Source organism: Staphylococcus intermedius NCTC 11048 (assembly GCF_002902385.1).
GTDB lineage: Bacteria > Bacillota > Bacilli > Staphylococcales > Staphylococcaceae > Staphylococcus > Staphylococcus intermedius.
Window position 1 is genome coordinate 18,338 of sequence record NZ_PPQH01000106.1, and the last position, 13,394, is coordinate 31,731.

The following is a 13,394-nucleotide window of genomic DNA, read 5'->3' on the forward strand; positions in this document are numbered from 1 at the left end:
ATATGACATGATGAAAGAGGGCGGTAAGGATATTAACGACATCCTAGACATGCCCTTTTCTTTTTTTATGGACGTTGTTGAGGACGGTAGAAAGCCTGTTAAACAAGTTGATAAGAAAGATAGCATGTTAGATGCATTCACCAATTTATAAGTAAGGAGGTGGAAGAATGGCAGAAAGAATAAAAGGTTTACAAATTGACCTCTCTATGCAAGATATGGGCATTGGTGCTACACTTGCGGGTATTAGGCGTAGTTTTAAACAATTAAATTCTGATTTGAAATTGTCGAGTAATAACTTTAAATACTCAGAAAAGTCAATGGCAAGTTATAAAAATAGAATACGAGAGCTAGATGCTGCGACAAAGCAACAACGTAACAATGTGAAAGAACTACGCAAGCAATATGAACAAATGGTTAAAGATAAAGGAGCGAATAACGCTGCTGCAGTTAGGCTACGTACAGAGTACAATAAGCAAGCAGACACATTAAATCGTCTTGAACACGAGTTAGAACAAACTGTAGGTGATTTTAAACGATTCCAAAAAGAAGCACAACAAGCAGCTAGAGTATCTAATAGTAGTTTCGGTCGATTAGGGCAAAAGTTTACTGATATTGGTCCTAAGTTAAAAAGTGTTGGCGAATCGATGAAAAGTGTTGGTCGTTCTATGTCGATGTATGTTACTGCTCCAGCTGTTGCAGGTTTTGGTTTAGCGGTAAAAGCATCTGTTGATTATGAACAAGCTATTGCAGGTGTGGCTAAAACTACGAACATGTCTGGTAAAGAATTGAATAATATGAGTGACAAAATTCTGGGTATGTCTAAAAAAATGCCGTTCGCTGCAACTGAAATTGCAGGTGTGGCTGAAGCAGCAGGACAACTTGGTGTAAAAAAATCTGAAATTACTAATTTCACTAAAACTATGCTTGATATGGGCGTTGCTACAAATTTGACGGCTAATGAGGCGGCGACAGAATTCGCACGATTTGCTAACGCAGCAAAGATGCCTATTAGCGATGTAGATAGATTAGGTAGTACGGTAACTGCGCTAGGTAATACAACCGCTACAACAGAAAAAGAAATCGTTGAAATGGGACAAAGGTTAGCCGGAGCGGGAGCCCAAGCAGGATTTAGCGCAGACCAAATTATGAGTATTAGTGCGGCAATGAGTAGTGCTGGTATAAACGCTGAAGCTGGCGGTACTGCAATGACTCAAATAATGAATAAGATGACTAAAGCGGCAGCCAATGGTGGCGAAGAACTAGAGTCGTTCGCTAAAACTTCAGGAATGAGCGCAGAAGAATTTGCACAAACATGGGAAAATAACCCAAGTAAAGCGTTAAGCGCTTTTGTAAAAGGTTTATCACAAACCAAAGGTGGCGCTAAAGGTGTTATTGCTGCTTTAGACCAAGTGGGTATAAAAGGTGTGCGTGAAGCAGATACGATACGTCGTATGGCAAATAACCACAAATTGCTAGACGGAGCATTAAAAACAGGTGCAGATGCTTGGAAAAAGAATACAGCATTGACTAACGAAGCTAATACGCGTTATAAGACGATGGGTTCACAACTCCAAGTTTTTAAAAATAAATTGACGGCCTTAGCTATAGACATTGGTAATGTTATAGCGCCAGTGGTGGTAAGCATTACTAAAAAATTAGGTGAATGGGCTGAAAAATTTACAGAGTTACCAACGCCAATAAAAGGTGTAGCTATAGGCTTAGGTATATTCGCAGCCGCGTTAGGACCGTTAATTTTAACCACAGGAATGTTTACAGCAGCATTAGGTAGTATCACGACAACGCTAGGTCCTGTGATGACAGGTATAACTGAAGCTGGTGGTGTAATGAACTTCTTGAGAAAAAAAGCACCATTAGCAGCTAAAGGTTTAACCTTAGTAGGCGGAGCATTTAAATTCATGCTCGGACCAGTCGGATTAGCAATAGCAGCGGTCGTGGCAATAGGTACAGCGTTTGTTATAGCGTATAAAAAATCAGAAACGTTCAGGAATATTGTGAATAAGGTAATCAATCCAGTTGTCTCAGGATTCAAAGGTCTTTGGAATGTAGCAAAAGATGTTTTTAATTCATTAAAAAATCTCTTCTCAGGAAATTCCTTACCTACTATTGATTTGCTTTCAAAAATTATGCCTAAAGCGACAGCGTTAAAAGTTACAGCAAATTTAATGCAAATCAGACAAGCGTTTAAAAATATCGGCAATTTTTTCAAAGGTTTCTTTGTTGAGTTGAAAAATTTGATAGGTCCTAATTTGCAAGAATTAGGTACTTTAGTTAAGACGATTTTCTTAAATGTAATCGTGCCGACAATCAAAGTAGCTATGGGTATTATTTGGAGTGTCATGAAGTTTTTATGGCCACTCATAAAAGCGTTGATTGTAGATACCTGGAATAATATTAAAGGTATTGTAAAAGGTGCACTAGATATCATATTAGGTATTGTCAAAATATTTAGCGGTATTTTCACAGGTCAATGGGGCAAAGTGTGGTCAGGAGTTAAACAAGTTTTTAGCGGCGCACTGACATTTATTTGGAACCTTGTCAAATTGTGGTTGATAGGTAAGGTATTAAAAGTTGTTAAGTTCTTTGGAACGCTTTTAATAGGCGCTATTAGTGCAGCATTTAATGGCGTTAAGACAGTAATAGGAACGGTATTAAAGTTTATATGGTCAGTCATCAGTGTCATATTTAAACGTATATTATCGTTTTCACGAAGTATCTTTACTGCTTTGCGTAATTTTATAAAAGCCATATGGACAAGCATTAAAAATATAGTTGTTTCGATTGTAAAATCGCTTTGGTCTCGTGTTAAAGGTATTTGGAATGCTTTATATAGCGGTACAAAAAGTGTATTCAACAAAGTGAAGTCATGGCTAAGTAGTATTTGGAATTCGATAAGAAACAACATCACGCGTATAGCATCTAACTTATGGTCGAGAGTCAAAGGAACATGGCAAAAACTTTGGAGTGGAACTCGATATATCTTTAATAAAGTTAAAAATTGGATGACGAATATCTGGAATTCGATTAAAAATTCCGTAACTGGTATCGCTTCAAAATTATGGAACAGCGTAAGACGAACCTTCAATAACATGAAGAACGGATTAAAATCTATCATTGACAAAATTAAAGGTCATATTAATGGAATGGTTAATTCTGTTAAGAAAGGTCTTAATAAATTAATTGATGGTGTCAATTGGGTAGCAGGTAAAATCGGTATGGATGAATTGCCGAAATTAAAACTACACACTGGTACGACACACACTACCACACATAACCTTGTAACAAAAGGTAAAATTAATCAAGACACGTTTGCTACTGTTGGCGACAAAGGCCGTGGTAATGGTCCAGGTGGATTCAGACATGAAATGATACGTTATCCGAACGGTAAAATGGCACTTACACCTAACAGAGATACAACAGCGTTCTTACCTAAAGGATCAGCGGTATACAATGGTGCACAAACACATAGTATATTAAAGAACGCAGGGCAAATGCCGAAATTTTCAACAGGAACAATGTTCGATTTATTATCAGACAAGAAAAAACCACATGCGCACAAACACGGTGACGATATGCCGGGTGATGTTATGGCACCAAAAGCGGGTGGTGGAAGTGCACAAGCGTTATTAGGTCAAGTTGTTAATTCAGGTAAAGCCTATGTAAGTAAAGCTTTAGGCGCGGTTGCTAAAGGTAAGAATTGGTTATCTAAAACAGTTGGAGATGTGCTTGATTGGATAGATAAACCCGGTAAGCTACTTGATAAAATTTTAGACGGTTTTGGTGTTAACTTTGATTTCTTAAAAGGTGCAGAAATTCCGTTTAAAATGATGACTGCCATGTTTAAAAAGCTTAGAAAAGCTACAGTCGATCTTTTTACAGGTTGGCTTGAAGATTCCGGTGGTGGCGAAGGTGGTTGGGTCGATATTTCTAAAGGCGTAAACTTCCCATTTAGCCCAAATGGTCGTGCACCAGGTTATCCTTTCCCATACCCACATATGGGTGTTGACTTAAACTATGTGTACGATAAGTTATACTCGACGCACAGCGGTATCGCAACAGGTAAAACTGGATATAATGGCGGTTTTGGTAATCACATGAGTATTAAATCCGGTATTTATGAAATTATATATGGGCATATGTCAAAATTGGCATGGACAGGTTCTAAAAGAGTACATCCAGGAAGCTATCTAGGGGTATCAGGTAACACAGGTATGTCGTCAGGTCCTCATTTGCATTATGAAATGCGCAAAAATGGTGTACCAATTAACCCAATGCCGTTCTTAAAGAGTCAAACAAAAGGTAAGGGTGGTAGAAGTAAATCGCCAAGCAAATGGCGCTCAACGATTGTACGTGCTGCAAAACGAATGGGTGTTAATCCATCAAACCGACAAATTAATGGTATTATCGCACAAATTCAACGTGAATCTGGCGGAGACGCCGGTATTACACAATCAACATCAGTGCGAGACATCAACGCTTTAACTGGTAATCTTGCACAAGGTTTATTGCAATATGTACCGTCTACGTTTAGGAATTTTGCAGTAAAAGGACACACAAACATCAAAAGTGGTTACGACCAATTATTAGCATTTTTTAACAACTCAAATTGGGCTAACGATATTCAATACGGACGTTCAGGTTGGGGCCCGCGTGGTCATAGACGTTTTGCTAGTGGAGGACTTATAAAAAATACAGGTTGGTATAACATAGCTGAGGGTGGTTATCCTGAATATGTAATTTCAACTGACCCTGCTTTATATAGTGATTCGATGAAGTTACTTGATTTAGCAGCACAAGATATTGACAGTGGTAAAACATCAGGTAATAAACGACCTGGGCAACTCCCACGCATTGGTAATAGTAGTGATAATGCAGCATTATTAATGCAAATGATTGAAAATCAACAACAACAAATTAATCAGCAACAAGAGCAAATGAAAGTATTGATGCAGATTGCAGCAAAAGAATTAATTGTTGATGAGTCATCAATTGAGCGTATGCACAATAAACATCAAGACAAGCGTGAGCGTTACGAAAATAAACTGAAAAGATATAGAGGTGGTGCATTTGTGACATGACAAACGAAACCATTATCGTAAATGACAAAAAATTAGATTGGCTTATTATTGAACGAGGGTTTAAAGTACCCTCGTTTAATTTTGTCACTGAAGTTGAAAAAGTTCCTGGTAGGTCAGGAAATATTAAAAAAAGACGTGATTTAAATGGTTACGAATTTGATTTGCCATTGATTGCCCGTAATGATTATTTGGTAGGTCGAAAGAGTCATGATGAAATCCTTAATGAATTAGTTAAGTTATTTGATTATGAGGATTCGGTTAAATTGCAGTTATCTAATAAAAATTGGTATTGGAATGCATATTTTGATGGCCCAATAGAAATAGTGAGTATGAATAATGGTTTTGTTAGTTTCACAATCAAAGTTGTTCTTACTGACCCATACAAATACGCAGTCGACGGTAATCAAAACACAGCAATCAGTGACGCAGTATCTGTTGTTAATACTGGAACGGCAGACACGCCTATTGTTGTGGAAGCTAGAGCATTACAGAACTCTAACTACTACATGATTTCAAAAGGTGATGAGGATTATTTTATGATTGGCGATGATGACTTAGATAAGCCATTGAAAGATTATTCGCCTTTGATTTTAGAAGATGAAGCACGTTCTTTTTCAGGGTGGAACAAGCAAAGCAATATTGATTTTACCGACAATCAAACCGGCGGAAAAGTTGGCGGTAGTTTTAGTCAATCGAGCACAAAAGAAAGTTTTGTGTTAAACAGTGATTCTGTAAGTGGTAGCGGCTGGAACGGTGCAATGTATAAACGGTCATTCAGTAAGCAAGCACAAGACTTCACGACCACTGTGAAAATTGGCGTCGGACAAAAGAATAAAGGTGCAGTAAGATTTGCTCAATATATTTACGATTCAGACAATCGTGTTATCGCTTCAATCGGCTATACTAATCCAAACGCTAAACAAGCAATAGGTACGATTATTGTTACTTTATTTGACCAATCAGGTAATCAACAAACGATATATAAATACAAAAACAATCCGAGTCTATATAAACTCGATGACTTTGTTGTGTATATCAGATTAACGCGTAAAGATAACGTGTTTACTGTCAAAAGTTGGAAGTACAAAGAGTTTCCGTATCCGTTGAGAAAAAAAGCGTTTGACAAGCATGAAAGGCAGTTTGTAGATGGCGGTAACTTTTACCAACGTCCAGTCGTGGCACTGTCGTTATACAGCGCTAAAAATGGCAATAACAATGTTATGCCTTTGTATATCTTTGGAACTTACACACGTGAGTTATTGCCGAAACCTACAAACGCACGTGACATGGTTATCAAAAAAGGTGATTTAATTACGATAGACATGTCTACAAAAAATGTACTTGTGAACGAAGAATCATATTTGTCCGAAAAAACGTTTGGTAGTAACTACCTTAACGTTGATAAAGGACATACAGAACTTGTTATTAATCCACCTGGTGTTTTTGATACAACAGTTAAATGGCAAGACAGATTCTTGTAGAAAGGAGGTTATACATTGATCCATGTAATGAACTTCAAAGGTGAAATAGTTGATTTTATATCACAAGCAGACAATGCAGTGATTCATGCTGTGCATAAAAGGGATATAAACGAGCGTATGGAAACATTCGACTTCACAATTTTATCCGAACGTACAACACACCTTCAAGAGCGCAACAGAATCATCATACAGGACAAAAATGGCCAGTACCGCGAATTTATTATCGATAGAATTTCCGCTGATATTGACGGTTATACTGAGGTTGAAACAGTTGCGTCTTATTTAGAAGATATAACAAAAGCACGACCATATACGCCTGGAAAATTAGAAAAAATGACGACTAAACAAGCGTTATCTGATGTGTTGAAAGATACAGGTTGGGATGTGTCTGACGTTACTGAATACGGTGGATTACGAACGACTTCATGGACATCTTATCAGACACGGTATGATGTATTGTTACAACTGTGTACGACGTATAAAATGATGGCTGACTTTTATATAGAAGTTGGTTCGAATCGTGTGGATAAACGCCTTGTTGTTTTACGGAAACGCAATCCACTTTTTAAGGGTAAAGAAATTGAATATGGTAAAGACTTAACAGGTTTGAAGCGTACTGTTGACTTCTCAGAAATCAAGACGGCGTTATTATGCGTTGGTCCTGAGCCGGAAGAAGGTAAAAAGCGTTTAGAGTTAGTTGTTAAAGATGACGAATCTCAAGCGAAATACGGGCTACCTGGTCGATATAATTGGGGCGTTTACGAACCTGAAACAGAAGACCAAAATATGACAGAATCACGATTGCGGACGTTAGGTATAACGGAATTAAACAAACGTAAGTCAGAAGTGATTACGTATGAAGTCACTGCGGTTGATATTGAAAAAGAATACAAACACGAAGTCATAAATCTGGGCGATATGGTACGTATAAAAAACCGTGATTTTACACCACCTCTTTATGTAGAAGCTGAAGTTATATCAGAAGAATATGACTTAATCAGTAAAGATGTCACGTACGGTTTCGGTACGTATAAAGAATTTAAAGAAAGCGATTTGAGAAGTTCGTTCGACAGAAAATTAGATGCAATTCGTCAAAAGTTGACTGATGGTTTTTCTAACGTGAATACAATCGTTAAAGAGTCACTCGAGGGCGAACTACAGTATTTTGAACCTAAGATTTTAAAAGGTGATACGCCACCGGACAATCCAGTCAATGACTTACTGTGGTTAGACACAAGTAATCCTAAAGTTGCTGTGTTGCGTCGTTATTGGAACGGTGAATGGATTAAGTCATCAGCTGAAAATGCAGAAGATGTGGGCGCTGTTACGCGAGAACAAGCGTTATACAGTGATTTAAGCAATACTTTTGTAAATCTAAATGTTCAACATAGTAAATTAATGCATGACGCGTTCGTAACATTAGAATCTGAATATCTCGTTGACACTGATATAAAAGCAGAAGTAAATAGCAAATTGAACGATACTATCGGCGTGTTTAATGAGATCAAACAAAATTTAGATAGTATGACATCAGAAACGGCAACGATTGGAAAATTGGTTGATACACAAGCACTATTTCTTGAATATCGTGAGAAAATGCAAACGTTATACAACACGATTGAAAACGCAAAAATTGCGATTGATGAGCGATTTAAGTTACTACAATCACAGTATACTGATGAGAAGTTTAACGAAACATTAAATAATGTGGCTTCTAAACTAGGATTAACGGTTAATGAAGATAATCAACTTGTTGGAGAGGTTGACGTTTCCAAACAAATTAACGAAGCCGTACACGAAATGACAAACGAAATGTTAAGAGATTACGTTACTTCTACCGAATATCAGAGTGATAAAAACGGTATTATAGAACGGTTAGATAATTCTGATTCTGAACGCAAGCAACTTTCTAATCAAATCGCGGATAGAGTGACAAGGTCAGAATATGAAAATGACGTTGAACAAAGGCTTTTTAATTCTAAAGCTGAAGTATTGATTGAAGCTGAACAAACATCGAACCGTGTTTCAAAAGAAGTATTTAATCAAAGCAGTAAAACTTTAGAAAGATATACATCAGAATTTATCAATAACGTTTCGACTGGTATGTTCTTTAATTATGATGATAACGGTAATATTCAATCAGCGAATATTGGACGTGATGGCATCAAGTTAAAAGGTGATAGAGTAGACATTACAGTTAACAAAGACTTTAATGTGTTAGTAAACGATGTGGCAAATAAAGCTGATGAGACTAACATTGTTAATAAGTTAAATCTATCACGCGAGGGTTTAGAAATTGATGTAAACAATGTAGGTATTCGCGGAGGAGATAGTAGCGAGTATGTTCATATAAAAAACGATGAAATCACGTTATACGGAACATATACGCGTGACTGGGCAAGCGTAACTGAAACTAACAATGTATTTACTCGGTTAAAGGATGGACATATCCGATTTAGAAATAACGATAAAGATCGGTCAATCTATATATCTGATTTAGGTATTTCCACATTTCTTGATGGCAGTCCGACTGAAGCATCAGGAACAATTCAATTCTTTGACCATTTATATGACCCTAACATTAGAGGTCTAACTATTCGTTCTGGTGCAGGTGTTCTGGGTTTGAGGTCAGAGGGCAACAAGATTGTTATGGAAGCAGACGATACCGTTAACATTGGTAGTAACAAATATTCGATTTATTTAAGACCTTTTGCAAATACGAGATCCGGTATTAATGAATTTCAGTTTTATGTTAAAGACAACACTAACCCTAAAGACACTGATGGCGTTTTGTTGTTTGGTGAACTGAGCGACCCTAGTCGTGTTGCGGGGGCAGGTATACGTTTTCGTAAACAGGGTGTTAGAGGTTTTGAGAACGTAAGTGAAATGGAACCACTTGTATATGCCACTAATAACAACGGAGATATTGGTTCGGGTAGTTTTTATGCCAATAAATTATATGGTGATTGGACAACGAAGAATACTAATGTTTATGCAATGGTAGATAACGGCGAGTTGCGTGTAACTAATTTAAAAGGATACAACGGCGGAAATCCTATATACAATGATTTAAGAGCGCGTGAAATAAAAACGACACACAGTTATGCATTTTCAAATCATAGTGGCTCAGATGTTTATTTTGGCGTGGGCTATCGCGAATTGCGAATAACAGCGAATAATTTTTGGAACGGTGGCACTCCACAATACCAAGACATACGTTTTAAAAACTGGACAGCAATGTCGCACGAGAAATACAAGTATGACATTGCTGAATGGGATTATAACGTTTTAGATGTATATAAGAATGGTCTTCAATTGCACTCTTATAAAGTTAATTCAGAAGCATCAACTGATTATGCAAGAATTCACCACGGTATTGTTTTGAGAGAAAATAGTAATTTAGACAAATTCCCCGTCGAATGGCGTAATGGCGACGGCTTTGACGGCAATGAAATTATGTTCTGGAACACAAAAGCAATACAAGAGTTAGTTTTTAAATTAGAGGAACAGAATGAAAAAATAAACAAACTGGAGGAACAATTAAATGAACAAACTGCAAGCTAATCCACAATTAACAATTGACTATCTGACACAAGAGGTCGCACGACTTTCGCAAGAAAATGCAATGCTGAAAGCAATCATTCAAGAACAAAATACTGATAATGAAGCGTCTGACGAATAACCGTTAGACGTTTTTATTATATATAAAATTATTTAGGAGGAATTTTTCATGGAACAATTTACAGAATTTTACTTAGTAGAGGTTAATAAAAATGGTGAGGAAAGTGCGCTAATGCAAAATTATTCAAATAGTTTCGTTCGTGGTGCGTCACCTGCTAACGCGTATAAATTTAAAGATGAGGAACAAGTTAAAAAGGTATGTGCAATGCAAAACATGCTTGCGGGAGTTTTTAATAATGGTACAAAAACTTATTATGTTAAGCAAGATGTGACGCGTACTAAGTATAACCAAGATGGTACAACGTATGAAACAGTGAAGGAAGATGTATAAAAAAAATAAATGTAGGTGAATATTTTGGAACCTTATCAAAAAGAAACAGAAAGACGCATTCGGAGGTTGGAAGAAAACGACGAAAAAATATTTGATTCTTTAGATGAAATAAGAAGGGGTCAACATTCTCAAGAGTTAGTAAATCAGAAAATGAATTTTACGCTTGATTCTATAAATAGAGAAAGAGAATTAAATAAAGAAAAAGACGAAGAAAGTCGCAAAGATTTTAAACAAGTTAAGTATTTATTATTAGGTACAGTCGCAACTGTCGGCAGTTCTTTAATCTTAGCCTTTTTAAGAAGTTTACTAGGCATTTAAGGGGGTGAGGACTATGTTTAAGATTTTAGGAGCTTCATTTTGGCAATGTTTTTGGTTCGGTCAATGCAAATAATAATTAATTTAAGGTCGGCACTGATGTGTCGGCTTTTTATTATAAGGAGGATTATATATGGAAGATAAAATTAAACAATTTATCGCTTTGATTGGTGGTTTTATAGGTGCATTATACCTAGCATTACAAGCTAGCGGAATTAGTGCGGAATGGATTAACCCGCAAGCAGTAGACGCATGGATTAATGTGTTAAACACTGGCGTGCCATTAGCATTAGTGGCGTATGGCGTGTGGAAGAATACATTCATCGTTAAAAAGTCAGCACGTGAGCAAGAGGAATATTTAAAAGAGAAAGGGCTGAAATAAGAATGAATTTAAACGGTACAGAAAAACTTGAAGGCATCGGCGATGTTTCTGAAAAGGAAATTGAAAACATTGAATTACAAAATCATGAAAAAGATGAATTTATTGGATTAGAAGCAGATATTGAGGAGGGTTCATTATGGGATACAAAATAGTTAATATGTGGACACCATCGTATTTATATCCATATAAAGCACCGTACTATATGCAACCTAATAAGTTAGCAATTCACAACACAGGTAACACGGCGACAGCACGTAATGAGGTCGCTTATATGAATGGCAATCGTAATTACGTATCTTATCACGTTGCAGTAGATGACAAAGAAGTCGTGCAAGCTATTCCTTTCAATCGTAACGCTTTCCATACTGGTGATGGTGTCGGTTTAAATTCAGGTAATCGAACAGCCATCGGCATTGAAATTTGTTATTCTATGGACAACGGATACAGCGGTGCAAAGTCTGAACGTTATAAACAAGCTGAAGATAATGCGGCTTTATATGCTGCTCACGTATTACATCAATATGGATGGGGCATTGATCGTATGTATCAACATTACTGGTACAGTGGTAAGGATTGTCCACATAAAATGCGTGCTACTGGAACTTGGGCAGAATTTGAGAATAAAGTTCAACATTACTTGAACCAAATCAAATCAGGAAAAACACCATCTAAGCCTAAAGCAAAATCTAAAACTTCAAAAGTTGGAGAATGGAAACGAAATCAATATGGGACTTTATATAAAAAAGAAAAATTTAGATTTACTGCAAATGCTGATATCATCGCTCGTTTAGAAGGCCCTTTTAGAAGTTGTCCAGTTGGGTATACATTTAAAAAAGGTGGATATGTCGATTATGATGAATTGATGTTACAAGATGGCCATGTTTGGATTGGATATACGTACAAAGGTAAACGTTATTACTTACCTATTAGAACGTGGGACGCTAAAACTGGAAAAGTTGGCAAATTATGGGGACAAATTAAATAAAGTATGATATAATGTATTTTCCCTATGGTTATAAAAAGAGGGCGGCCGTATTGGCTGCCCTCTTTTTATGCAAATATAGTTGTGTAACTTAACATTAATATGTTACAGTATAAGCAGCGAGTGTTCTGGGGAGAAACTCCATCACATTATGTGAATACCTTTTAATTCTGGACAAGCAGATTGTTCAATAACTCTTTTTGTGTTAAAAGGGCGGTCATTGCGACTGCCCTTCTTTTTTATGCTATAATACATATAGATTACCGGTAACCAATCCGGCTTTATTTACCGCCACCTATACTAGTTAATGGGTGGCGTTTTTGTATCTAACTAAAGTTAGCGAAAACCAACTAAATTTAACAAAATGCGAAAAAAATTAGTCATAACTGTTGCGTATAAGAAGGAAAAATATTATAGTTGTTTATGAAGAAAGTCAACTCTCTTTGCCGTTCTTTCTTCCATGTACATGCTTATCGTTTAATAGTATATAGTAGGAGTGAACTATATAGCCCGTTAAGTGGCCTAGTAACTTAACACTTATCCCGGCAATTGATACCCTTTTTGCCCTTCACTCAATACATATTTGCCCTACAATGATGTAGGGCTTTTTTATTAAATTTATGGGGAGCATTTGTATAATGAAGGATTATTATAAAGTTGAAAAAATTAATGATATTAATTTGCAAATGCTTCTTAACGATTATATAGAAGTCTTTACTAAACGAAAGCTAATAGTAAAAACTTCTTATTTTAAGCTTGAACAATTCGAAATTAGATTTAACAAGAGAGATATACATCATTTGTTAGGGTTTCACAAGATACAAAATAAGAAGGTTAATGCAACAAAAACACTTCAATTAATTTTGGAGGGAAATCTAACAATAAGTGAAATAAAAGCGCATCATAACTTTGGAGAGATTCGAAATAGATTACTAAACTATAATTTTTTACATAAATGTTTTATTAACCAAGAAATTAGTTTATGTGTTATACCTAAAGAAAGCAGTAAAAATCCTCAGAATCTATCTGTGTTATTTATCGATAAGTACAACAATATTAATATGATGATTGGTCTGAAATTAGATAGTAGAGGTAGATATTATGTTCCTGCTACAATGTATCAAAT

General features: G+C 36.3%; 11 protein-coding genes. All 11 read left to right on the forward strand.

Going from position 1 to position 13,394, the window contains the following annotated elements; all coding sequences use genetic code 11:
- Positions 1 to 7 precede the first annotated feature (7 nt).
- Positions 8 to 151, forward strand: coding sequence for a phage tail assembly chaperone GT (gpGT, locus tag CD138_RS14380; RefSeq protein WP_019168220.1), 144 nt, complete (start codon positions 8 to 10; stop codon positions 149 to 151).
- A 16-nt stretch (positions 152 to 167) separates the two neighbouring features.
- Entirely contained in the window at positions 168 to 5,096 is a 4,929-nt protein-coding gene (locus tag CD138_RS13040; RefSeq protein ID WP_019168219.1) for a phage tail tape measure protein, read from the forward strand.
- Complete coding sequence (locus CD138_RS13045; protein ID WP_019168218.1) at positions 5,093 to 6,577, forward strand: phage distal tail protein; 1,485 nt, start codon at positions 5,093 to 5,095, stop codon at positions 6,575 to 6,577. Before CD138_RS13040 ends, CD138_RS13045 begins: the two co-directional genes overlap by 4 nt.
- Positions 6,578 to 6,592: 15 nt before the next feature.
- On the forward strand, positions 6,593 to 10,141 hold the full coding sequence (locus tag CD138_RS13050; protein WP_019168217.1) for a phage tail spike protein: 3,549 nt from the start codon (positions 6,593 to 6,595) through the stop codon (positions 10,139 to 10,141).
- On the forward strand, positions 10,122 to 10,259 hold the full coding sequence (locus tag CD138_RS14385; protein ID WP_019168216.1) for a hypothetical protein: 138 nt from the start codon (positions 10,122 to 10,124) through the stop codon (positions 10,257 to 10,259). Before CD138_RS13050 ends, CD138_RS14385 begins: the two co-directional genes overlap by 20 nt.
- A gap of 48 nt (positions 10,260 to 10,307) precedes the next feature.
- A complete protein-coding gene (locus tag CD138_RS13055; protein ID WP_019168215.1) occupies positions 10,308 to 10,589 on the forward strand; it encodes a hypothetical protein in 282 nt (93 codons plus the stop codon).
- Between the two features lie 15 nt (positions 10,590 to 10,604).
- A complete protein-coding gene (locus CD138_RS13060) occupies positions 10,605 to 10,907 on the forward strand; it encodes a DUF2951 family protein (protein ID WP_238310402.1) in 303 nt (100 codons plus the stop codon).
- Positions 10,908 to 11,037: 130 nt separating this feature from the next.
- The gene (locus tag CD138_RS13065; protein ID WP_103266013.1) at positions 11,038 to 11,286 is read left to right on the forward strand and encodes a phage holin; all 249 of its coding nucleotides are present in this window, start codon (positions 11,038 to 11,040) and stop codon (positions 11,284 to 11,286) included.
- A gap of 2 nt (positions 11,287 to 11,288) precedes the next feature.
- On the forward strand, positions 11,289 to 11,438 hold the full coding sequence (locus CD138_RS14390; protein WP_167414224.1) for a hypothetical protein: 150 nt from the start codon (positions 11,289 to 11,291) through the stop codon (positions 11,436 to 11,438).
- Positions 11,423 to 12,271, forward strand: a complete 849-nt coding sequence (locus CD138_RS13070; RefSeq protein WP_096638674.1) for an SH3 domain-containing protein — start codon at positions 11,423 to 11,425, stop codon at positions 12,269 to 12,271. The genes CD138_RS14390 and CD138_RS13070 overlap by 16 nt, the downstream gene beginning before the upstream one ends.
- Positions 12,272 to 12,906: 635 nt before the next feature.
- Positions 12,907 to 13,394: PBECR4 domain-containing protein (locus CD138_RS13075; RefSeq protein WP_103266014.1), on the forward strand; the 488-nt coding region annotated here is incomplete at its 3' end.

What these genes read in the sequence shown, in the direction of transcription:
- gpGT (WP_019168220.1), top strand. Translation starts at nt 8, where the DNA reads ATGATGAAAGAGGGCGGTAAGGATATTAACGACATCCTAGACATGCCC.
- CD138_RS13040 (WP_019168219.1), top strand. Translation starts at nt 168, where the DNA reads ATGGCAGAAAGAATAAAAGGTTTACAAATTGACCTCTCTATGCAAGAT.
- CD138_RS13045 (WP_019168218.1), top strand. Translation starts at nt 5,093, where the DNA reads ATGACAAACGAAACCATTATCGTAAATGACAAAAAATTAGATTGGCTT.
- CD138_RS14385 (WP_019168216.1), top strand. Translation starts at nt 10,122, where the DNA reads ATGAACAAACTGCAAGCTAATCCACAATTAACAATTGACTATCTGACA.
- CD138_RS13055 (WP_019168215.1), top strand. Translation starts at nt 10,308, where the DNA reads ATGGAACAATTTACAGAATTTTACTTAGTAGAGGTTAATAAAAATGGT.
- CD138_RS13065 (WP_103266013.1), top strand. Translation starts at nt 11,038, where the DNA reads ATGGAAGATAAAATTAAACAATTTATCGCTTTGATTGGTGGTTTTATA.
- CD138_RS14390 (WP_167414224.1), top strand. Translation starts at nt 11,289, where the DNA reads ATGAATTTAAACGGTACAGAAAAACTTGAAGGCATCGGCGATGTTTCT.
- CD138_RS13070 (WP_096638674.1), top strand. Translation starts at nt 11,423, where the DNA reads ATGGGATACAAAATAGTTAATATGTGGACACCATCGTATTTATATCCA.